This is a genomic window from Ruegeria sp. CDSB029 (assembly GCF_059611125.1).
In genome coordinates this window covers 421684-443290 of sequence record NZ_JBXWOX010000001.1, presented here as the reverse complement: position 1 = coordinate 443290, position 21607 = coordinate 421684, and the positions used below count along the sequence as shown (strand labels likewise).

Sequence of the window (21607 nt, the reverse complement as noted above, 5' to 3'; positions counted from 1 at the left end):
GGAGGAGAAAGATGAAGAATGTGATCATGCGGCTGGCGGCGGCCACCGCCTTGACGGCTTCGGCGACCCTTGCCAATGCACAGACCCAGGGTGTCACGGATGATGAGATTATCATCGGGTCGGTCAATGACCTGAGCGGTATCTTCGCAGCCGTCGGTGTTCCGGCGACCAAGGGTGCAAATGTGGTGTTTGACCGCGTGAACGCTAATGGTGGCATACACGGGCGGACGATCCGCTATGTTGTTGAGGACAATGGGTATCAGATGCCGCGTGCGATGCAGGGCTATAACAAGCTGCTGAACCGCGACAAGGTGTTCGCAATGCTGCAGTCGCTGGGAACGCCGATGAATGTCGCGGGGTTCAAGCTGTTGGATCCAAAAGGTATTCCCAATGTTGCCCCTTTGTCTGCTGCACGGCAGATGTTGCAGGAGCCGATGGACAACAAGTTCACGGCCTTTTCCACATATTTTGACCAAAGCCGTGTCGGTGTGAAATATCTCGCTGAGCAGTTTGGTGGTCAGTCTGTGTGTTCGATGTATCTGCCAACCGATTTTGGTGAGGAGATCGTCGAAGGCACCAAGGCCGGTGCCGAAGAAGCCGGGATCGCTTTCGTCGCTGAGACCACGCACAAACCCGATGAAACGGATTTCGTGGGCTCACTCAGCAAGTTAAAGGAAGAAGGCTGCGATATCGTAACGATCGCTCTGGGCGTACGACAGGCTATCACAGTTGTCGGCACGGCCAAAAAGATGGGCCTTGCAGATATGAAGTTCCTTGGCACCTCGGCCAGCTTCCTGACCGTCGTCGCGCAAGTGCCGGGCGGTGTGACCGACGGTTTTTATGCCGCCGCATCCTGGCAGGATCTGTGGTCCCGCGCGGAAGATCCCGCTCCTGCCGCCTTTATCGAGGAATATAAAGCGGCAACCGGTGAAGATCCCGTCGGGTTCGCAATGCTGGGATATTCTGCTGCTGAAACGATGGTCAAAGCGCTTGAGGCTGCTGGCCCCGATCTGACTCATGAAAGCTTTATCGCGGCCATGGAAACGCTGGACTATCAGGATGAACTGGTTGGAAACCACATGACTTTTGGACCTGATGACCATCAGGGGGCCGACTCAGTGTACGTGAGCGTTGTCGAGGATGGCGCCTGGAAGATGGTGTACGAAGAATAACCGTACACGCATCCCAAACGAAAAAGGGCTCGCAACTGCGAGCCCTTTGAATTTGTGCACTCGGCAGCGAATTAACGCTTCGAGAACTGGAACGAACGACGCGCTTTGCGCTTACCGTATTTCTTACGTTCCACAACGCGGCTGTCGCGGGTCAGGAAGCCAGCAGCTTTCAGAGCACCACGCAGCGACGGATCGTACAGTTGCAGCGCTTTCGAGATGCCGTGCTTGACCGCACCGGCCTGACCGGTCAGGCCACCGCCTTTGACGGTTGCGACAACGTCGAATTCACCTTCAACACCGGCAACCTGAAACGGCTGGCGCAGGATCAGCTGCAGAACGGGACGCGCAAAATACTTGTCCTGGTCCTTGCCGTTCACGGTGACCTTGCCGGAACCCGGCTTGATCCAAACGCGGGCAACAGCGTCTTTACGCTTGCCGGTGGCATAAGAACGACCCAGCTCGTCACGTACGGGTTCACGCACGATGACTTCTTCGGCCACAACCTCAACGCCTGCAACGGCGCTCAGCTCTTCGAGAGTATTGATCTGATCAGCCATGGTCATTAGCTCCGGGTGTTTTTCTTGTTCATGGATGCAACATCCAGAACTTCGGGCGCTTGCGCCTCATGGGGATGCTCGGCACCGGCATAAACGCGCAGATTGGTCATCTGCTGACGTGCCAGACGGTTGCCCGGCAGCATGCGCTTGACCGCTTGGGTCACGACGCGCTCGGGGTGCTTGCCTTCAAGGATCTGCTGCTTGGTGCGCGACTTGATGCCGCCTGGGTGGCCAGTGTGCCAGTAGAAGTTTTCTTCGCGCTTCTTGCCGGTCATCTGGATTTTGTCAGCGTTGATCACGATGACATTGTCGCCCATGTCCATGTTCGGGGTGAACGACGCTTTGTGCTTGCCACGCAGGCGCATGGCGACGATCGAGGCAAGACGGCCCAGAACAACGCCCTCGGCGTCGATCAGGATCCATTTCTTGTCGATGTCTGCAGGTGTTGCAGAAAAGGTTTTCATGGCAGGATAGTCCTGTTTGATGTGAAAGACCGCCCACAAACGGAGCGGCCCGAATTCGATGTTGGGTATTTAGATGCAGGCGTAATGCGCGTCAAGAACGCTGAAGCTTATTTTAATAAGCAATTACAGTATGTTATAAAATAGGTATTATTTTACCCCACAACTCAACATATAAACCGCAATACATGATTGAACGTTAATTAACCCGACAAGATCCGGAAAGGGAGATATTGCGCAATGAACTGGCAGCAGACCGTAAACGACTATGGGGCAGCATGGAAAGAACCTAACCGGACGAAACGGCTTGAGATATTGGCTGGGTGCTTTGCTGAAGATGGCATCTATGTCGATCCCATGGCCGAGGTCAAAGGCCGCACAAACCTATGCGATCATATCGGAGAGGTGGCGCAAAGCACGGGCGGAATGCTTGAGTTGACCAGCAAGGCCAATGGCCACAACGATGTCATTCACTTCACATGGCGTCTGGTTGGCCCGGACGGCAGTGTAGTTGTCGCTGGCCACGACTTTGCGCATTTGGATGATGAGGGAAAGATCTCACATCTGGCCGGATTTTTCGGCGACCCCGAACCAACGAGCTGAGTCTTTAAACGCTGATCTGTTCCGGCGGATTGTCCAGAAGCGCCCGCAGGCGCTGCATCGCGGCCTCGAACCGCTCCAATGACACGTGCCCGTTCATCGCAATGCGTACGGCATTGGGTGCACGGCCGTCCCGCAGCGCGAACTCGTCGGCAGACCGTAACTGAATGCCTTCGCGTTCAGCAGCACGGCTGAATGCGGCGGCACGCCAACCCGACGGTAGGTTCAGCCAGACAAACGGCACGTCGGGCGCCCAGTTCAGGTCAAAACCGCCAAGCGCGTTGACCGTCACCCGCACATAGTCGCCCATCCGGGCGCGGACGTCCTTGGCGATCTGCCGTGTTCGCGGGTCGGATAACAACAGCCGGGTCAGCTCTGCGAGTGGTTGCGCCAAACCGAAATAGCCGTATTCGGCTGAACGCCGGAGGTCGACGCTGCGTTCGCGCGGGGCGATGGCGAACCCAACGCGCAGGGCTGGCGTCAGGATCTTTGAGATCGACGAGACATGCCAACCTCGTTCAGGCGCCAATGCACGATAGCTAGGCTCGCGCGCATCCCCCATCCGATAACAATCGTCTTCAATGATCTGCAAATCATGGCGGCGGGCGACTTCCACAACCTCTTTTCGACGTTCCAGCGGCGTATGTGTACCGGTTGGGTTTTGCACCTCGGGCGAGACGCAAACTGCTTGCGCCTGGGTCTGACGCAAAATGTGATCCATAGCCTGAGGGTCAACGCCCCACTTGTCCATCTTCACGCCGACAACCTCGGCTCGCATCAACTCACCTGCCCGACGGAAACCGGCATATGACAGATCTTCAACCAGAACGACCGGCTTGGGGCCGCGCAGGATCGTCTGAAACACAAGGCAAAGACCATTTTGCCCACCATGCGTCAGAACCACATCATCATGGGTCACTGCGCCAAGCGGCAGATCTGAGAGCCATTCAACGACCGCCTGCCGCATGGGTTGGTACGCATCGCGCGTCGGGTAATTCATCAGCAAACGCGGATCGGCTTGGGACACTTTCTTAAGACATTCCCTGATCAATGCCACCTGCCCCACGTCCGGTAATCTGGGGCTGAACAGGCTGACATCGGCGTTGTACTTGTCGTCGCGCAGGTGAAGTTGTCTTGCCCACACATCGTCCAGCAAAGGTGATTTTGGAGGGGCGACAAATGTACCACGTCCAACCTCTGCTTGTAGCAAGCCTTCTTCCGTCAGAATCGTATATGCCCGGGCAACCGTGCCGGGCGTTATTTGTAACCGATACGCAAGCTCCCGGACTGGAGGCAGTTTAGATCCTACCTCCAGCGCTTTGTTCTCAATCGCTTTTCGTATTGTGTCGGCGACCAGTGTGTACTTGGGACCTTTGGATTTTGGTAACGCCTCTGGCCAAATTGTATCCATTACAATTCTTCCTTTGCTTTTGACACAATCCTGAATGTATCACACACATGTACCGAACATTAGTACTTTGTGTCAATACAATTTGAAAGGATACCCAAGATGACACGCCATATGCACAACCCCGCCCTCATGCTGCTGAACGATAGCCCTCGGCTGCCGATGATCGCCGCGCTGGCCGTGCGGTTTGCGGCGACTGTCACACAGTGGGAACGACAGCGCCGCAGCAGGGTCAACCTGTCAAAGCTGGATGATCGCATGCTTAAAGATGTCGGCCTGACCCGCCCCGCGGCCGACCGCGAGATCAAACGCTATTTCTGGCAGTATTAATTATCCCCAGTCCCTATAGGGACCTCTTCCTAGGCCGGGTTTCATACCCGGCCCTTTTTTATCCAAACGCCGATGCTGCAGACCCCGCAGGTGGCAATGAGTAGGTCATCGTAGCCCGCGCAACGGGTTTGTCTGAGCCTTCCGAGAACATCAGAACATCGCCTACCGCAAGCGTTTTGCCCAGTTTTAGCAAGCTGCAGCGCGCGATCATATCGTTGGCCCCATCGGGTTTGCGCATGAAATCCATCGAACACCCCGTCGTCACCGCCAGCGACTGACGTCCCTTCAATGCAAGGATCATTGCATAGACGCTGACATCGGCCAGACCGAACATCGACGGGCCTGAAACTGTCCCCCCTGGCCGCAGATGCCTGTCCCCGACCTTCAGCCGCATAGTGATTGAGTTTTCATCCAGGCTGTCGATGACAAAGTCCTTCTCGACCTGTGGAAAAACCTCGACCAGATAATCTGACAGTTGTTCGCGGTTCAAAACCAACGACATACTTCCCCTCCTCGAATTGCCGCCCTAGAGTTGGCCCGACATCAGATCGGAGAGCAAGATGGGAATTCTGGAACGTAACGACATGAATGGCGTTGCCCGTTTAAAAATGAACGCGCCAGAGCGCCTGAATGCCCTGAGCGAAGAGATGCTGGCAGCACTTCAGGCTGAATTCGACGCCTTAAGCAACGACTCGAGTATTCGCGCCGTGATCCTGTCCGGCGAAGGCAAGGCGTTTTGCGCAGGTCACGATCTGAAACAGATGACTGCGGGACGTCAGAGCGAGGATGGGGGAAAAGCCTACTTCCAGGACTTGTTCGCGCAGTGCGCAAAAATGATGCTGTCGATTCAATCCCTGCCCCAACCCGTGATCGCGCAAGTCCACGGCATCGCCACGGCCGCCGGCTGCCAACTGGTGGCCACTTGTGATCTTGCGATTGCAGCCGAAGGCACGCGCTTTGGTGTAAACGGGGTCAATATCGGGTTGTTTTGCTCGACCCCTATGGTGGCCCTCAGCCGGAATATCCCCCGGAAACAGGCATTTGAGATGTTGACGACAGGCGCGTTCATCTCCGCAGAACGCGCGACAGAGCTGGGCCTGGTCAATCGCGCAGTACCCGAAATGTTGTTGGAACATGAAACGATGGCGCTGGCCGAACAACTGGCGGACAAGCTTGGATCAGCGGTCAAAGTGGGCAAACAGGCCTATTACAAGCAATTGGATATGCCGATCGAACAGGCCTACGCCTATACCGGCGAGGTGATGGCACAGAATATGATGCATCGGGATACCGAAGAAGGAATATCTGCATTTATCGAAAAAAGACCGCCAAATTGGGAACAATAACGAGATTATTTAAGGAAATTTTCGCGACTGTTCGCAATTTAGTCCTTTTCAAAAGGGCCACACTGTGGCAAAGCTGAGACATGGCTTAGGCCCAAATACGCTTTTGGGTCGCTGTAGGCGGAAGGTCCCTCCAAGCTGGTTTCTCTCACCGGCGCTGACATTCCCGCTGCGGCGACCCCAAGTACCCTCCTTAAATTACTAGCTAATCAACGCGAAACTTGGCGTGTGTTGCGTTGCGCGATGCTGTGCCCTATGTGGCACCTCATGACACAGAAATTGCATATAGTTGGCGGCGGCATGGCGGGGTCCGAGGCGGCCTGGCAAGCAGCGGAAATGGGCGTGGATGTTGTAATCCACGAAATGCGGCCCAAAGTGGGCACTTTTGCGCACCAGACCGGTAATCTGGCCGAGATGGTGTGCTCGAACTCCTTCCGCTCGGATGACGACGAACAAAATGCCGTCGGTCTGCTGCATTGGGAAATGCGCGAAGCCAACGGCATCATCATGGGCACCGCCGATACGCATCGCCTGCCCGCCGGTGGCGCATTGGCCGTGGATCGTGATCCGTTTGCTGAAGCAGTGACCGCCAAGCTGCAGGCCCATCCGCGGGTGGAAGTGACAGGCGAAGAAGTCACCGCCCTGCCCGACGACGGCCACTGGATCATTGCGACGGGTCCGTTGACGTCCTCGTCGCTGGGCGAGTCGATCAGGGCCCAGACAGGTGCCGAGGCTCTGGCGTTCTTCGACGCGATCGCGCCCATTGTCTATGCCGACAGCATCGACATGAGCCAGGCGTGGATGCAGTCCCGTTATGACAAGGGCGAAACCGAAGAGGAGCGGACGGCCTATCTGAACTGTCCCATGGACCGCGATCAGTATGAGGCGTTCATCGACGCCCTGTTGGCGGCGGACAAAACAGAATTCCACGAAGGTGAAACTGCCGGGTATTTTGACGGCTGCCTGCCCATCGAGGTTATGGCGGAACGGGGCCGCGAAACGCTGCGCCACGGTCCCATGAAGCCAGTCGGCCTGACCAACCCGCATCAGCCTGACGTCAAACCTCATGCCGTTGTGCAACTGCGCCGAGACAACGCGCTGGGCACTTTGTTCAACATCGTCGGTTTTCAGACCAAGATGAAATACGGCGCTCAGACCGAAGTGTTTCGCATGATCCCGGGGCTTGAGAACGCCAGTTTCGCGCGCCTGGGCGGGATTCATCGCAACACGTTCATCAACTCTCCGACATTGCTGGACGCGCAGATGCGGCTGAAATCAAAACCGAATATTCGGTTTGCCGGCCAGATCACCGGCGTCGAGGGTTATGTGGAAAGCGCTGCAATGGGCTTGTTGGCTGGGCGGCTGGCTGCTGCCGAGATCCTGGGGCGTTCCCTGCCCGAGATCCCGCAGGACAGTGCCATGGGCGCGTTGATACACCACATTACCGGCGGGGCCGAAGCCAAGACCTTTCAACCCATGAACGTCAACTTTGGTCTGTTTCGCCCGGTTGATGGCCTCAAAGGCGGTCGCCGGGGCCGTAAGGACCGGTACAAGGCCTACACCGACCGGGCCAAGACGGAATGGACCGACTGGTTGGCGCATTGCTGACTGGACGCATTGCACCCTACCGGCCTAACATACGGGTATGAGCGACAAATACCTCAAAGACGCCTACGGGCTTGATACGCCCGAGGCGACACGTACGCATTATCAGAAATGGGCCTCGTCATACGACGCCGAAGTTGGGTCACATGGCTACGCCACGCCTGGCCGCGTGGCCGAGGCGCTTTGGTCCCAGATGCCCGAACCGCAGACGCCTGTTCTGGATTACGGTTGTGGCACGGGTCTGTCCGGCAAGGCCCTGCATGATACGGGATTTCAGGTAATCGATGGTGTGGATCCCACGCCCAAGATGCTTGAAGGGGCAGCCGCTAAGGAGGTTTACAGAAACCTCACGACGTTTGAGATCACCGATCCGGAACCGCTGGAGCAAGATGCCTATAAGGCAATCACCGCGATTGGCGTGATCGGAACCGGTGCCGCCCCGCCAGAAACATTTGATCTGTTGATGAAAGCGCTGCCCAAAAGTGGCCTACTGGCCTTTTCCTTCAATGATCACACGCTTGACGATCCGTCCTATACCACCCGTTTGAACGATTGGCTGGATATGGGCGCCGCGCGGCTGCTGTTTCGGGAATACGGGCCGCATCTTCCCGGAATGGACCTTAAATCTGACGTATATGTTGTTGAGAAGACGTGACATTCATTACCAGATTTGCCCCATCTCCTACTGGGCCGCTTCATCTTGGCCATGCCTATTCTGCACTTCTTGCCAGTGATATGGCCGCCGCTGCAGGCGGTCAATTTTTATTGCGGATCGAAGACATCGACCGCTCCCGCTGCCGGGCAAATTGGGTAGAGCAGATTTATGACGATCTGACTTGGCTAGGATTGACCTGGCCAGAACCCGTGATGCAGCAATCGTCTCGTGTGTCGACCTACGAAGACGCTCTGAGGGCATTGTGGTCGCGGGGCTTGCTGTACCCGTGCACGTGCAATCGTCGGGACATTGCCGCAGCCGCCGGGGCACCACAGGAAGGTGTTCCGCTTCATGGGCCTGATGGGATCATTTATCCGGGCACGTGCAGGGATGTGTCAGATCGAACGGGGCCGATCCCGCACGAAACGCCCCTTCGATTGGACATCGAAATGGCAGCGCGTGTTGTTCCAGATCTGTTTAGGATCGCCACTCAACCTTCTGCCAGAAAAGCGTTTTTCGAAGAAACTGGCGTGGGACCAAACGGGGAATCGGGCCCAGTCGCTTTCACTGCCGATGAGTTGCGGGACACAATCGGAGACGTGGTTTTGTCTCGGCGTGATATGGGAACGTCGTATCATCTATCCGTCGTTCTGGATGATGCGGAACAGGGCGTGTCCCACGTCGTACGCGGTCAGGACCTTTTCGAGGCGACGCGTATCCATGTTCTGATGCAGGCCCTGCTAGATTTACCAACACCTGTTTATCACCATCATAAACTGATCCGAGATGATGCAGGCAAACGCTTGGCCAAACGCGACGACGCGCGCGCCATCGCAAAGTATCGTGGTGATGGAGTTACCGCGGATCAGATTCGGGCCATGGTCGGGCTGTGATCTGCCCTAATCCATCGGCCGTATCAATTCGACCTCATCGCCATCCCGCACTGCGGTGTAGAAACAGGTGCGCCGGTTCGTGTGGCAGGCAGCACCGGTCTGTCGCACCAGAACCAGCAGGCAGTCGCGATCACAATCGACGCGAAAATCGACCAGCTCCTGAACATGCCCCGAGGTTTCACCCTTGATCCAGAACGACTGACGTGACCGCGACCAATAGGTCACGCGGCCCGTTTCCAGTGTTTTTTCAACCGCTTCTGCGTTCATCCACGCCATCATCAGCACGTCGCCAGAGGCTTCATCCTGTGCGATCGCCGGGATCAGACCGGCGTCGTTAAACTTCAGGTTCGACGGATCGAAAGTGACGGTCTCGGACATTATAAAAACCTTTTGCATCCCGGTGGATGGCCACTATGTATGGGGAACACGCAACGAGGGAAAGCCATGTCTGGCGAGAACGACCTGATAAAGCTCTATTCTGGGCGCATTTTGGCCCTGGCTGCGGATATTCCGCATCTGGAACGACTGGAAAATCCAGATGCAACCGTAAAGAAACGTTCGCCTTTGTGCGGGTCTACCGTAACCGTAGACGTCAAGGTTGAGGACGGCCGCGTTTCCGGATTCGGTCAGGACGTTAAGGCCTGCGCCTTGGGTCAGGCCTCGGCCTCGGTCGTTGGATCCGCTGTGATTGGCACCACGCGCGCGCAAATCGAAACCGCGCGGGATCAGCTGTCGGCTATGCTGAAGAAAGACGGCCCTGCACCGGACGCACCGTTTGACGGGCTGGAAGTTCTCATGCCTGCGGGTGATTATAAGAACCGTCACGCTTCGATCCTGCTGGCGTTGGATGCCACTGCTGAAGCTATGGAACAAGCCGAACAGGCCAACTGCGCCTGAAGATGGTAATTCAATTCAAACCCATCTAACCTCCGCCATAGTTTTGGGGAGAATTTGGTTTGAACAGTTTGCTGGAACATTTTGTTACCCTGTGGGTCGTCATTGATCCGATTGGAACAATTCCCGTTTTTATCGCCGTTACAGCCGGGCTTGGGGCTGCGGCGCGCCGCAAAACTGCCCTGTTGGCCGCGCTCATCAGTGCCGGAGTTTTGCTGTTCTTCCTTGTATTTGGGCAATTGCTGATCGAGGCGCTGGATATCGGGTTGAACTCGTTCCAAGTGGCCGGAGGGATCATCCTGTTTCTGTTTGCCCTGACGATGATCTTTGGCGAAAGCAAGCAAGAGGTTGAACAACGCGCAGCGGAAGACGATCAGGAAGACAAATTCCACAAGCCCAACCCTGCGATCTTTCCGTTGGCGGTACCTTCATTGGCGTCACCGGGTGCAATGCTGGCCGTTGTTATCCTGACCGACAACAACCGGTTCAGCGTGGCGGATCAAGGTATCACGGCAATGGTTATGTTATCCGTTGTGGCCATCGCCTTCGTTTTGATGCTGCTGGCCGAGCCGATCATTCGACTGATTGGCCATTCAGGTGCCGCCATTATCAGCCGCATCATGGGAATGATCCTGGCGTCGGTTGCCGTGAATTCGGTACTGTCTGCGATGCTGGAAATCTTCAAAACCGGACAGCTATAAAAAACCGCCGCACCTTCCGGGCGGAAAGGGCGGCGGTAGGCAATGCGTGTCTCATGTGGGATCCGTATTTCCGCGCAGGGCCGAGGCATGGCCCTTTCAAGGGAATTGGGACAGGCAGGTCACCCTTGACTGAAATGGGGACGACAGCACGGTGTTTTCGGCACGAGATCGCAGGCAGAAAGGGTCAGAACGTTCCGGGAAGGTGAAGGGCAACCACCAGCATCACCACCAATGACACCGCACCTGCCGCATCCTGCAATAGCGTGGAATGCGAACGGCTTATGGCGGTCTTGATCTGGGTCAGCATGGTCTCACCTCCGGTCTTGTTTTAATCCTTTGTTGACCTTTTGTTCTCATATTTTACCGAGTCGGTAAAGAACTTTTTGAGAACATTTGTGAACTTTACGGAACGATATTGCTAACCCACTGAAATTAAACGGATTGCCTGATCCTGTTTCATGAGCCACAGCAGAACACGGACAGCTTGCCCGCGTTCGGTGGTCAAGTTCGGGTCTTTGGACAACAGGTTTCGTGCATCCGTCTGCGCAACAGCCATCAATCCGGCCTGACGCTCCAGATCAGCGATCCGGAACTTTGGTAGCCCGGATTGAGCCGTGCCAATCAGATCCCCTGCGCCGCGCATCTGCAAATCGGTCTCGGATATCCGGAATCCGTCTTCCGTCTCTCGCAAAACCTCCAGCCGCTTCCGCCCGCCCTCGCTTAGCGGTGGTTGATACATGAGCAAGCAGGTCGAATCCGCCTCGCCCCGTCCAACGCGGCCACGCAGCTGGTGTAACTGCGCCAAACCGAATATTTCGGCCCGTTCGATTACCATGATCGAGGCGTTGGGTACATTCACTCCGACCTCGATCACAGTCGTTGCGACCAGAACCTTTGTGTGCCCTTTCTGAAACGCAGCCATCGCGGCGTCCTTTTCGGCAGCGGGCATTTGGCCATGGACCAGCCCGACTGTGCCTTCGCCCAGCACCGCCCGCAGCCGTTTGAACCGCTCTTCGGCAGCTGTCAGGTCCGAGACCTCGGATTCGTCGACCAGCGGACAGACCCAATAGCACTGACGTCCTTCATCGATGGCCCGACGTAAATGCGCTACGACGTCATCCATACGCTCGGTACTAATAATCGCCGTTTTGATCGGTTTCCGTCCTGGTGGCTTTTCATCCAGAACAGAGACGTCCATGTCCCCGTATTGCGCAAGCGCCAAACTGCGGGGGATCGGGGTGGCGGTCATCACCAGAACATCCGCGCCCTGCCCTTTTTCCGACAACTCCATCCGTTGCCGCACCCCGAACCGGTGCTGTTCATCCACAATGGCCAGTCGCAGGGCATGAAATTCAACATCGCTCTGAAACACTGCATGGGTGCCGACAAGGATGTGAATGTTACCCTGTTTCAGAGCGGCCAGCTTTGCACGCCGTTCAGCGCCCTTGTCCCGCCCAGTCAGGATTTCCAGAACCACCCCGGCTTCTTCGGCAAGCGGGCGCAGGCCTTCCAGATGCTGCCTAGCGAGGATCTCGGTCGGGGCCATCATAACACCCTGCCCACCAGCCTCGACCGCGACCAGAAGTGCCATGAAGGCGACCAGAGTTTTCCCTGCACCCACATCGCCTTGCAGCAATCGGTTCATCCGCGAGTCTGAGCCCATGTCGGCAGTTATTTCCTTGATCGCACGTGTCTGGGCCCCGGTGGGTTTGTAAGGCAGATTAGCAAGAACTTTAGCTTGCAGAGCACCAGTGCCGACGCTCACGATGCCCCGAGCCTTACGCTCGCGCTGTCGCGCCAGAGCCAGCGTCACCTGATGGGCAAACAGTTCGTCATAGGCAAGGCGTTCCCGGGCTGGCGCGTGCGCGGCCACGTCATCCGCCCCCTGTGGGTTATGCGCCGCGGATACAGCCGTCGCCCAATCCGCCCAGCCCTGTTTTGACACTTGCGCAGGGTCAATCCACTCAGCCAGCTGTGGCGCGCGGGCCAATGCGCTACGTGCCGCCTTGTACGCCGTTTTTTGGGTGATGCCCTGTGTCAGGTGATAGACCGGTTCAAATTCTGGTATGTCATCCGCGCTTTCCACGGGCAGCATGTGATCTGGATGGACCATCTGCGCCATGCCGTCGAACAGTTCGAGCTTGCCAGAGATCACACGACGACTGCCTTGCGGCAAAACTTTATTCAAAAAATCTCCACGTGCGTGGAAAAAGACCAACTGAAACTCGATCTGCGTGTCTTCGACGTGAACGCGGTAAGCCCCGCCCTTGTTTCGCGACGGCCTGTGAGTGCCGACCGTGACCTCAACAGTCAATGTCGTTGGCAGATCAGACCCCTGGATTGTGTCGCGCCGCCTACGATCAACGACAGCATACGGTAAGCCAAACAACACATCGCGCGGCGACTCGATCGCCGCCTGCACCATTGTCTGCGCAGTCTTGGGGCCAACGCCCTCCAGCGTCTCCAGCCCCGCAAACAGGGGAAACAGGATCTCAGGACGGCCACTCATGCGGTACCGATCAGGTGCAGCCATTCATCTTCGTCCAGGGTTTCGATCCCAAGCTCTGCTGCTTTCTTGGCTTTTGAACCAGCACCAGGGCCGGCCACCAGCAAATCGGTCTTCTTGCTGACCGAACCAGAGACCTTGGCCCCCAGCGCTTCGGCCCGGGCTTTGGCTTCGGCACGGGTCATCTTTTCAAGTGACCCCGTGAAGACAACCGTCTTGCCAGCCACCGGACTGCCCGATGTGTCGGGTCGTTTGGCGTCCTGCACGTCCAATTGCGTGACCAATGCGTCGATGCTGGCGCGTTCTGCGTCCTGAGCAAATGCGGAAACCAACGCGCGCGTCATGACGTCACCTACGCCATCAATACCCAAAAGCTCATCCCACTCAGGACCTTCGAAATCAGCGGCTGCGGTGACGGCGCGCTCAAATTCTGTCCAGGCGCCATAGTGGTTCGCGATCAGATTCGATGCGGCCTCTCCGACATGTCGAATGCCCAATGCAAAAAGAAGGCGTCCGAATGGGATTTGACGTTTTTCATCAATTGCAGCCCAAAGGTTCCCGGCACTTTGCGCGCCCCAACCCTTGCGGTTGGCGAGCTTGTTGAGATTGGCCGCATCTCTGGTCTGCAGTGTGAAGATGTCCACCGGGGTTTTGATTGGCAAGTCCGGGTCATCGTAAAACATTTCAATCTGCTTGGCGCCCAACCCTTCGATATCGAACGCTTTCCGAGATACGAAATGTTTCAATTTTTCAACAGCCTGCGCCGGGCAAATAATCCCACCGGTGCAGCGTCTAACGGCATCGCCTTCTTCCCGAACCGCATCACTGCCGCATTCCGGACAGGTTGTGGGAAAATCATAAGGTTGCGCGCCATCTGGACGTTTCGAAATGTCGACATCCGCCACTTTGGGGATCACGTCGCCCGCGCGATAAACCTGCACCCAGTCGCCGACCCTAATGTCCTTCCCATCCCGGATCGTACCGCCCTTTGCATCGCGACCGGCGACATAATCCTCGTTATGCAGCGTGGCATTGGACACGACGACGCCACCAACAGTTACCGGGTGCAGCCGGGCAACGGGGCTGAGCGCACCCGTTCGACCCACCTGAATGTCGATGGCTTCCAGCCTTGTCCATGCAAGTTCAGCGGGAAACTTATGCGCAATGGCCCATCTTGGGGTCGTGGACCTGAACCCCAACCGGGCCTGCAGCGCCAAGTCGTTCACCTTGTAGACAACGCCGTCGATGTCATAGCCAAGAGTGGCGCGTTGGGCTTCGATTCTGCGGTAATGTCCGATCAACTGATCTGTTGTTTCGCACAATGCTGTCAGTGGGTTGGTTGAGAAACCGAATTCCGCCAACCGTTCGATGGCACCCATTTGTGTATCGGCCAAAGGGGCCGACAACTCACCCCAGGCATAAGCGAAAAACCGCAGCGGACGGGATCGTGTGATTTTCGCGTCAAGCTGCCTCAACGACCCTGCGGCAGCGTTTCGTGGATTTGAAAATACCTTTTCGCCCAACTCCGTCTGTCGCGAGTTCAGCTTATCGAAGTCTTCATGCGACATGTAAACTTCACCGCGTACTTCCAGAACATCCGGAGCGTTTTGGACGCTGTGCGGAATGTCCGAGATCGTCCGCGCGTTCGAAGTCACGTTTTCACCAATCTCGCCGTCGCCTCGGGTTGCCGCCTGCACGAGCTTCCCCTGTTCATATCTTAGCGATAGGGACAGACCGTCAATCTTGGGTTCAGCAGTAAAACCCAGCTCGGCCGTGTCGCTCAATCCCAGATATTTGCGGATTGACCTGTCAAAATCAGCAACGTCCTCATCGTTGAACGCATTGCCCAACGACATCATTCTGACGGCATGTACGAGTTTTGAAAATCCCTCCGCCGGTCTTGCGCCCACTTGATCTGTGGGGCTGTCGGACCGCTTCAACTCCGGAAAACGCGCCTCGATGTCCGCGTTTCGCCGCTTTAGCGCATCGTAGTCCGCATCCGAGATCTCGGGGGCGTCCTCGGCGTGATACAGCGTGTTGGCCCGCGCAATCAATTCCGCGAGCCGCGCCAGCTCGGCACGTGCTTGATCTTCAGTCAGCTCTGTTACCGCAATTGAGTCGCTCATGGCCTCGCCCTGTCACATAGTCTTTGAACCCAGTGATAGGGCGAGGCGATGGCTAGGTCCAGATGTGCTGTACCATGAGTGAGGGGGTCGCCCTGGACCAACGGCGACCGGATTTCATTTTAGGTCAGGCTCCAACAGCGATCCGACGTTCGTCTAAACTGTTGCTTTGCGGATCGCGCAGAACATAGCCCCTGCCCCAAACAGTTTCGATATAGTTTTCGCCGCCGGTCGCATTGCTGAGTTTCTTGCGAAGTTTGCAGATAAAAACGTCGATAATTTTCAATTCGGGCTCGTCCATACCTCCATAGAGATGGTTCAGGAACATCTCTTTGGTCAGCGTTGTACCCTTCCGCAGGCTCAGCAATTCCAGCATCTGGTATTCCTTGCCGGTCAGATGAACGGCTTTGCCTTCGACCTCAACCGTTTTATCGTCCAGATTTACCGCGACGCGGCCCGTATGAATGACAGATTGCGAGTGCCCTTTGGACCGCCGAATGATCGCGTGAATACGAGCGACCAGTTCCTCGCGGTGGAACGGTTTGGTCATATAGTCGTCGGCGCCAAAGCCGAAACCTTTGATCTTGCTTTCGGTATCGTCAGCGCCCGACAGGATCAAGATGGGGGTTTCAACACGCGCGATGCGCAGCTGTCTCAGCACTTCGTGCCCGTTCATGTCTGGCAGATTCAGATCCAGAAGGATCAGGTCATAGTCGTACAACTTGGCAAGATCGATGCCTTCCTCGCCCAGGTCCGTCGCATAAACGTTTAGATTGGCATGCGTCAGCATCAATTCGATGCTTTTCGATGTGGTCGGATCATCCTCGACAAGAAGTATACGCATTTACTGCTCCAATTTAGTCAACTTACCAATTTCATAATGAGCCTGATCAAAAATGGTTAATCTGACGTTACCGTTGAATCATTTATTCACATTCATCTTAAAGTTGTCGATATTTTTTTAAGGCCGTGACTTTCAAAGCGTCTGTTCCGTGCTCAGCGACTGCAGAAACCCAGGAATTGAACTCTTCATCGCTAAGCCCATACCGCTTCTTGGCGTCTGACAACGAAATCAGCCCGTAAAGAACGCCGCGCACCACAACCACCTTGCGCGATGCGACCCATCTGGTCGTCTCTGCAGGTGGTAGATCGCTACGCGATAAAACCGTTCCATCCGGCAGGGTTACGGACCTTGGCCCTTCGACTTTGTGCAAATACATCTCTTGACCCTTTTTCAGCTGCGACAAAGCTGCCGACAGCCTACTTAATGCCGGGTGAAACCGCCCCTTGAGAGTGTGTAGAATTTTCCTATATTCTGCCGGTCTTTCTTAACCCGCACTGGAATCGTCATGGCCCTCGATACCGAGACACCGCTGAACTCGCTTGGCTTTGCCAAACCCCCGTCGGAAACACGGGTGGTTGTTGCCATGTCCGGTGGCGTGGACAGTTCGGTTGTCGCTGCATATTTGGCTGATCAGGGTTATGACGTGGTTGGCGTGACGCTGCAGCTGTATGATCACGGCGCGGCCTTGGCCAAGAAAGGCGCATGCTGCGCGGGGATTGATATCCATGACGCGCGGCGTGTGGCAGAGGAACGCGGTTTTCCGCATTATGTTCTGGATTACGAGAACATCTTCAAAGATGCCGTGATCGACGAATTCGCCGACAGTTATCTGGCTGGTGCAACCCCTGTACCATGCATCCGTTGCAACGAACGCGTGAAGTTCAAGGACCTCCTGGAAACCGCCAAGGACCTTGAAGCCGACTGCATGGCGACTGGTCACTATATCCAGCGCAAGATGGGCGCGAACGGGCCAGAGCTGCACAGCGCCGAGGATGCGAACCGGGATCAATCTTATTTCCTGTTTTCCACCACGCCTGAGCAGTTGGACTTTCTGCGATTTCCTCTGGGCCACTTGCCCTCGAAGGACGCGACCCGAGAGATGGCCGCGCAATACGGGCTGTCGGTGGCGGACAAGCCCGACAGTCAGGACATCTGCTTTGTGCCCGATGGCAACTATGCCAGCGTGATCGAAAAGCTGCGCCCCGGTGCGGCGGAACCAGGTGAGATCGTACATTCCGACGGTCGGGTGCTGGCGCAGCATAATGGCGTCATCCACTACACCATCGGTCAGCGCCGTGGTCTGGGTATCGGGGGGCTGAGCGAGCCTTTGTATGTGGTGAAGCTGGACGTAGACAAAAAGCAGGTTGTGGTTGGCCCGAAAGAGCTGCTGGCGACCCGGACCGTTCCGGTGCGCGAGATCAACTGGCTGGGGGATGAACCTTTTACGTCGCGCGAAGAATGGCATCTGTCGGTCAAGGTGCGGTCGACCCGCCCGCCGCGTGAGGCGATTGTCCGACCTCTGTCGGAAACGACTGCCGAAGTCGAATTGCTGACACCTGAGGAAGGCATTTCGCCCGGTCAGGCCTGTGTGTTCTATTCCAATGAAAGCAGCCGCATATACGGCGGCGGCTGGATCTGGCGCGGCTACTGAGGAACCCCGATCACAAGACGTCTGTCGGGCTGTTCACCAGAATATACAGTCCGACTGCCACCATGATGTAAGGTGCAATCCTGTCAAGGCGGGCAAAACGCGGACCTAAAACCTGAGCGCGTGGTGCGCCCCAACTTGCAATCCCGATTAACGTCGCCAGTGCGCACCCGGCCCCGATCAAGGCCGTCAACCGAAACGCTGGCGTCGAATCCGCGAACAGCGGAGTCATAGCCGCAAGCGTATCAATCGATAGCGTCAAAAACAGCGCGACGACCGAGGTAATGGCCCCAGTATCGGGCAGTTGACGCCCGCCCGACCCTTTCCGTTGTTGCCAAATGCCATAAAGGCCCAGAGACAACGGGATAATCCCAAGATAACCGACCCAATTCAGAAACCGGCTGTGATCCAGCCCGCTGGCAATCACAAGCGACAGGCTCAGAATTATCATTTGCGCCGCGGCAAAGCCAAAGACGGCTCGGCGTGTCTCCATGACCATGATCAGGCCAAACAGGATGACCAGATTGTCCAGGTTAGTTGATATGGTCACGATCGCAGCGGAAAATGCGAACAGGATGTGTTCAATCATGGCGATTGGGCAGCCTGTTCAAAACCGCTCGGGCGGCGCGCAGACCCGGTGCCTCACCACTGCGCCCCAGACGGTCCATGGTCACATCCATCGCGCTGCGCTGCGCATCCGGACTGGTGGCAACGTCCGACAATGCCGTGGCAATCTTATTCGGTTCGCAATCATCCAGCAGGCATTCGGGAACCGCGCGTGTTTCAGACACCAGATTGACAAGGGTCGCCGTGTCAAGATTAACCATGCGCTTTGCGATCAGAGTCGTCAGCCAGTTCAGATTGTAGGCTATCACCATTGGCGTGGCCTGTGCCGCCAGTTCCAATGAAACTGTCCCAGACGCCGCCAATGCAAGGTCGGCTGCAGCAAAAGCCGCCCTTTTCTGCGCCTGCGCCTGGTCCGAGGGCAAGTCCCGCGGATCAACTACGACGGGCGACCCTGGCCAGTCCTGAACATGCTCAGTGACCGCATCAACCATATGGGCCACGGCTGGTACGACCACGCGCGTGTCGGGGCGCTGTTTCACAAACTCGATTAACGCCTGACCAAAGACCGGAGCCAGACGATCCACCTCACCCCGCCGCGAACCGGGCAAGGCCAGAACAATGGGCGCTTGGCCTAGACCGTAGGCCTCGCGAAAAGCCTGAATGTCTTGTTCGGTCGCCGCTGGTTCGCTGACCACCGGGTGCCCGACAAAGTCACATTCCATCCCCGCGCGCTGCATATAAGGCGGCTCGAACGGCAACAGCGCCAACACATGATCGATGACCTTGGCCATCTTGTCCGCACGCCCGGGACGCCAGGCCCAGACGCTGGGGGCGACATAGTGAACCGTGCGGATAGTACTTTGCGCTTTGACCAGCTTGGCAACACGCAGCGAAAAATCCGGACTGTCGATGGTGATCAGAACATCTGGATTGCTATCCAGAACAGCCTGCGCTGTCTCAGAAATCCGACGTTTGAGGTGAAAAAACTTGGGAAGAACTTCAACCAAGCCCATGACCGACAGTTCGGACATAGGAAACAGGCTGTCCAACCCTTGTGCCTTCATCAGCGGGCCGCCAACGCCCTGAAATTCAACTCCGGGTACAAGTGCGCGCAGGCCTTCCATCAAAGCCCCGCCAAGCCGGTCCCCCGAAGGTTCACCGGCGACGACGAAAACCCGCATCAGTTCGTCCGCTCGCGGACATACAAAAACAGGCCCAGTCGGTCACATTCCGCAATCACGCGGTCTTTCTCAAGTACAAGGACGCCGCCCTTTTCGATCACAATTCCCGACAGCCCCGCCGCAACTGCGCCAGACACGGTATCGGGCCCAATCGCCGGCAGATCTGCACGAACGTCCTGATCCGGTTTCGGGGCTTTGAACAATACGCCGCCGCCCGCATCGGGGCGCTGAGTCAGAGACTGCAACATCCATGCAGTGCCGAAGATACCCTCAATCGCCAGCGCCTGCCGTTTTGAGACCACGCAGGCCTGCCCCACATCCGCAACCCCCATCGCCCGCACGATGCCCGAGGCGCGGTCGGCATCAGCCAGATCAGCTTCGGACGGTTGCGCCTGCGTCAGACACCCAAGTTTCGGAAGAAGGTTGGGCGCGATTTCGTGGGCTGCCTTAACCTCCAGACCTGCATCCTCAAAAATGCCGATGACCGCACGCAGCGCCGCATCATCGCCAGACATGATGGCTTGTTGCAGGATTGGGACCAAAGGCATTGTTGCCGCGTCGATCCTTGCAGGATCAATGGGCGGGCGACCCACCGCACCTGCCATACAGATTTGGGTCACACCCCGCGCCTTGATGTCGGCGATAAAGCTTCCAACCTGCTCCAATGGAAACTCGACGTCCGGGGTCAGAGTATCCGGGCCGAAGCCCTCCATCGCACAGATCACCGGGCGGTCGGGCAACTGCGCGACCACTTCACCCGGCAAAACGCCTGTTCCCGCAATCAACGCCAGCATGGTTTATTTCCCCGGTGTCAGGAAAGACCGATCCGAATGTCCGGTCACGAAATCGACGATCCGCTGAACGTATTCGCTTTCGTTATCCGCGCCGACCCGATGTGCCCGCTCCATGAACGTGCCATCGCCAGTAGACAGTTCGCGGAAGGCCGCCCGCAAAGCGGCAATATCGTCGCGTGAGACACCGCGGCGTTTGAGGCCGACGAGGTTCAGGCCGTCAAGTTCGCCACGCGGCGCCTGAACCAGGCCATATGGGATCACGTCATTCGGAACCATGGTCAACGCGCCGATGATCGCGCCGCGCCCAACGCGGACCCACTGGTGCAATCCAGAGATACCACCGACAATCACGTCATCCTCAATGATGCAATGACCCGCAGCGCCGGCATGGTTCACCATGATCACCCGATTGCCGATCTGGACATCGTGGGCCACATGCACGCCCGCCATCAGCAGACAATCATCCCCAATCCGCGTGACACCGCCGCCACCATCGGTCCCGGTATTCACCGTGACATGTTCGCGAATCCGGTTGCGTTTACCGATCTCAAGGCTCGTGTTTTCACCGCCGAACTTCAGATCCTGCGGGATCTCTCCGATGACCGAAAAGTTGAAGATCACGGTCTCTTCACCAACCGAAGTATCGCCGGTCACGACAACATGAGACTTCAGCTCAACCCGATCGGCCAACTTGACTTGGGGACCCACATAGCAAAACGGACCTACGACGCAGCCTTCACCAATCTGCGCGCCGTCTTCGATGATTGCGCTTGGATGGATGCCGCTCATGTGGTCTTTTCCATATCCCAGTCGACATAGGCCGAAAACTCGGCCTCGGCCGCGACCTCGCCATCGACTGTGGCGCGACCGGCAAATTTGAAGATCTTGCCGCCTTTTTTGCCGCGGACCGTTTCGACATGCATTTCAAGCACGTCACCCGGGATCACCTTGCGACGGAATTTGCATTTGTCGATGTTCATGAAATAGATCAACAGCTCACTGTCGATCACATCCATGCCCACGCCCAGCATGACCCCTGCGGTCTGTGCCATCGCCTCGACAATGGTTACACCCGGCATGATCGGGGTTCCCGGAAAATGCCCCTGGAAATGCGGCTCGTTCATGGTGACGTTCTTGATGCCAACCGCCGATTGATAGCCCGAGATATCGACGACCTTGTCGACCAGCAGAAACGGATAGCGGTGGGGCAATATCCGCTGGATCAGCTGAATGTCTGCGCTTTTGGTTTCCGTGGTCATAGTGCAGTCGTCCCGTTGTGGATTTCTCTTTGACGCGTGGTTAGCAACACCGCGCCTCAAGGGCAA

General features: G+C 56.7%; 25 protein-coding genes. 10 read left to right on the top strand and 15 right to left on the bottom strand.

Annotated elements, in window-relative coordinates:
* Positions 1 to 11: 11 nt before the first annotated feature.
* The gene (locus AC2FI8_RS02195) at positions 12 to 1172 is read left to right on the top strand and encodes an ABC transporter substrate-binding protein (RefSeq protein WP_496722807.1); all 1161 of its coding nucleotides are present in this window, start codon (positions 12 to 14) and stop codon (positions 1170 to 1172) included.
* 71 nt (positions 1173 to 1243) lie between these two features.
* On the opposite strand, the gene rpsI is transcribed toward AC2FI8_RS02195, so the two are convergent.
* Together rpsI and rplM are read right to left on the bottom strand one after the other, a co-directional pair.
* Positions 1244 to 1729, bottom strand: coding sequence for a 30S ribosomal protein S9 (rpsI, locus tag AC2FI8_RS02190; RefSeq protein WP_058271904.1), 486 nt, complete (start codon positions 1727 to 1729; stop codon positions 1244 to 1246).
* A 5-nt stretch (positions 1730 to 1734) separates the two neighbouring features.
* Positions 1735 to 2193, bottom strand: coding sequence for a 50S ribosomal protein L13 (gene rplM / locus AC2FI8_RS02185; protein WP_496722805.1), 459 nt, complete (start codon positions 2191 to 2193; stop codon positions 1735 to 1737).
* A gap of 237 nt (positions 2194 to 2430) precedes the next feature.
* On the opposite strand from rplM, the gene AC2FI8_RS02180 reads away from it, so the two are divergent.
* Positions 2431 to 2793, top strand: coding sequence for a nuclear transport factor 2 family protein (locus AC2FI8_RS02180; RefSeq protein ID WP_496776808.1), 363 nt, complete (start codon positions 2431 to 2433; stop codon positions 2791 to 2793).
* Between the two features lie 4 nt (positions 2794 to 2797).
* Here the strand turns inward: AC2FI8_RS02180 and AC2FI8_RS02175 are convergent, their stop codons facing one another.
* The gene (locus tag AC2FI8_RS02175) at positions 2798 to 4201 is read right to left on the bottom strand and encodes an aminotransferase-like domain-containing protein (protein ID WP_496776804.1); all 1404 of its coding nucleotides are present in this window, start codon (positions 4199 to 4201) and stop codon (positions 2798 to 2800) included.
* 99 nt (positions 4202 to 4300) lie between these two features.
* Here AC2FI8_RS02175 and AC2FI8_RS02170 point away from each other — a divergent pair, with 99 nt between their 5' ends.
* Positions 4301 to 4528, top strand: a complete 228-nt coding sequence (locus AC2FI8_RS02170; protein ID WP_108858650.1) for a DUF1127 domain-containing protein — start codon at positions 4301 to 4303, stop codon at positions 4526 to 4528.
* Positions 4529 to 4586: 58 nt separating this feature from the next.
* Here AC2FI8_RS02170 and AC2FI8_RS02165 read toward each other — a convergent pair whose 3' ends face one another.
* Positions 4587 to 5030 carry a PaaI family thioesterase gene (locus AC2FI8_RS02165; RefSeq protein WP_282118460.1) on the bottom strand — a complete coding sequence of 148 codons (444 nt, stop codon included), beginning with the start codon at positions 5028 to 5030 and terminating at the stop codon, positions 4587 to 4589.
* 58 nt (positions 5031 to 5088) lie between these two features.
* Here AC2FI8_RS02165 and AC2FI8_RS02160 point away from each other — a divergent pair, with 58 nt between their 5' ends.
* The 4 genes from AC2FI8_RS02160 to gluQRS all read left to right on the top strand — a co-directional run bounded on the left by AC2FI8_RS02160 (position 5089) and on the right by gluQRS (position 9024).
* Entirely contained in the window at positions 5089 to 5874 is a 786-nt protein-coding gene (locus AC2FI8_RS02160; RefSeq protein WP_282168336.1) for an enoyl-CoA hydratase, read from the top strand.
* 264 nt (positions 5875 to 6138) lie between these two features.
* A complete protein-coding gene (gene trmFO / locus AC2FI8_RS02155) occupies positions 6139 to 7479 on the top strand; it encodes a methylenetetrahydrofolate--tRNA-(uracil(54)-C(5))-methyltransferase (FADH(2)-oxidizing) TrmFO (protein ID WP_496764972.1) in 1341 nt (446 codons plus the stop codon).
* A gap of 37 nt (positions 7480 to 7516) precedes the next feature.
* Entirely contained in the window at positions 7517 to 8131 is a 615-nt protein-coding gene (locus AC2FI8_RS02150; protein ID WP_496722790.1) for a class I SAM-dependent DNA methyltransferase, read from the top strand.
* Positions 8128 to 9024: a tRNA glutamyl-Q(34) synthetase GluQRS gene (gluQRS, locus tag AC2FI8_RS02145; protein WP_496776803.1), complete on the top strand. Its 897-nt coding sequence runs from the start codon at positions 8128 to 8130 to the stop codon at positions 9022 to 9024. Before AC2FI8_RS02150 ends, gluQRS begins: the two co-directional genes overlap by 4 nt.
* Before the next feature lie 6 nt (positions 9025 to 9030).
* Here the strand turns inward: gluQRS and hisI are convergent, their stop codons facing one another.
* Positions 9031 to 9420 carry a phosphoribosyl-AMP cyclohydrolase gene (gene hisI, locus AC2FI8_RS02140; RefSeq protein ID WP_496776801.1) on the bottom strand — a complete coding sequence of 130 codons (390 nt, stop codon included), beginning with the start codon at positions 9418 to 9420 and terminating at the stop codon, positions 9031 to 9033.
* A 48-nt stretch (positions 9421 to 9468) separates the two neighbouring features.
* Between hisI and AC2FI8_RS02135 the strand changes: the two genes are divergently transcribed.
* Both AC2FI8_RS02135 and AC2FI8_RS02130 read left to right on the top strand, forming a co-directional pair.
* On the top strand, positions 9469 to 9921 hold the full coding sequence (locus tag AC2FI8_RS02135; RefSeq protein WP_496776796.1) for an iron-sulfur cluster assembly scaffold protein: 453 nt from the start codon (positions 9469 to 9471) through the stop codon (positions 9919 to 9921).
* A 59-nt stretch (positions 9922 to 9980) separates the two neighbouring features.
* Positions 9981 to 10619, top strand: a complete 639-nt coding sequence (locus AC2FI8_RS02130; protein WP_058271582.1) for a MarC family protein — start codon at positions 9981 to 9983, stop codon at positions 10617 to 10619.
* Between the two features lie 184 nt (positions 10620 to 10803).
* Here AC2FI8_RS02130 and AC2FI8_RS02125 read toward each other — a convergent pair whose 3' ends face one another.
* The 5 genes from AC2FI8_RS02125 to sciP all read right to left on the bottom strand — a co-directional run bounded on the left by AC2FI8_RS02125 (position 10804) and on the right by sciP (position 16468).
* On the bottom strand, positions 10804 to 10926 hold the full coding sequence (locus AC2FI8_RS02125) for a hypothetical protein (protein WP_496720389.1): 123 nt from the start codon (positions 10924 to 10926) through the stop codon (positions 10804 to 10806).
* A gap of 111 nt (positions 10927 to 11037) precedes the next feature.
* Positions 11038 to 13128 (bottom strand): ATP-dependent DNA helicase RecG, encoded by a 2091-nt coding sequence (gene recG / locus AC2FI8_RS02120; protein ID WP_496776914.1) that lies wholly within the window; start codon positions 13126 to 13128, stop codon positions 11038 to 11040.
* Positions 13125 to 15251 carry an NAD-dependent DNA ligase LigA gene (ligA, locus tag AC2FI8_RS02115; RefSeq protein WP_496776794.1) on the bottom strand — a complete coding sequence of 709 codons (2127 nt, stop codon included), beginning with the start codon at positions 15249 to 15251 and terminating at the stop codon, positions 13125 to 13127. Before ligA ends, recG begins: the two co-directional genes overlap by 4 nt.
* A 124-nt stretch (positions 15252 to 15375) precedes the next feature.
* Positions 15376 to 16092 (bottom strand): response regulator transcription factor CtrA, encoded by a 717-nt coding sequence (gene ctrA, locus AC2FI8_RS02110; RefSeq protein ID WP_496776792.1) that lies wholly within the window; start codon positions 16090 to 16092, stop codon positions 15376 to 15378.
* 97 nt (positions 16093 to 16189) lie between these two features.
* Positions 16190 to 16468, bottom strand: a complete 279-nt coding sequence (gene sciP / locus AC2FI8_RS02105) for a CtrA inhibitor SciP (protein ID WP_496722773.1) — start codon at positions 16466 to 16468, stop codon at positions 16190 to 16192.
* Positions 16469 to 16597: 129 nt separating this feature from the next.
* On the opposite strand from sciP, the gene mnmA reads away from it, so the two are divergent.
* Complete coding sequence (gene mnmA, locus AC2FI8_RS02100) at positions 16598 to 17743, top strand: tRNA 2-thiouridine(34) synthase MnmA (RefSeq protein WP_496776790.1); 1146 nt, start codon at positions 16598 to 16600, stop codon at positions 17741 to 17743.
* Between the two features lie 10 nt (positions 17744 to 17753).
* Here the strand turns inward: mnmA and AC2FI8_RS02095 are convergent, their stop codons facing one another.
* Genes AC2FI8_RS02095 through fabZ form a run of 5 tightly spaced genes read right to left on the bottom strand, consistent with a single transcriptional unit; the run spans position 17754 to position 21541 of the window.
* Positions 17754 to 18329, bottom strand: a complete 576-nt coding sequence (locus AC2FI8_RS02095) for a hypothetical protein (protein WP_496704259.1) — start codon at positions 18327 to 18329, stop codon at positions 17754 to 17756.
* Positions 18322 to 19488: a lipid-A-disaccharide synthase gene (gene lpxB / locus AC2FI8_RS02090; protein WP_496704260.1), complete on the bottom strand. Its 1167-nt coding sequence runs from the start codon at positions 19486 to 19488 to the stop codon at positions 18322 to 18324. The genes AC2FI8_RS02095 and lpxB overlap by 8 nt, the downstream gene beginning before the upstream one ends.
* Positions 19488 to 20282: an LpxI family protein gene (locus AC2FI8_RS02085; protein WP_496704261.1), complete on the bottom strand. Its 795-nt coding sequence runs from the start codon at positions 20280 to 20282 to the stop codon at positions 19488 to 19490. The genes lpxB and AC2FI8_RS02085 overlap by 1 nt, the downstream gene beginning before the upstream one ends.
* Before the next feature lie 3 nt (positions 20283 to 20285).
* On the bottom strand, positions 20286 to 21071 hold the full coding sequence (lpxA, locus tag AC2FI8_RS02080) for an acyl-ACP--UDP-N-acetylglucosamine O-acyltransferase (protein WP_496776783.1): 786 nt from the start codon (positions 21069 to 21071) through the stop codon (positions 20286 to 20288).
* On the bottom strand, positions 21068 to 21541 hold the full coding sequence (fabZ, locus tag AC2FI8_RS02075; RefSeq protein ID WP_496722762.1) for a 3-hydroxyacyl-ACP dehydratase FabZ: 474 nt from the start codon (positions 21539 to 21541) through the stop codon (positions 21068 to 21070). The genes lpxA and fabZ overlap by 4 nt, the downstream gene beginning before the upstream one ends.
* Positions 21542 to 21607 lie beyond the last annotated feature (66 nt).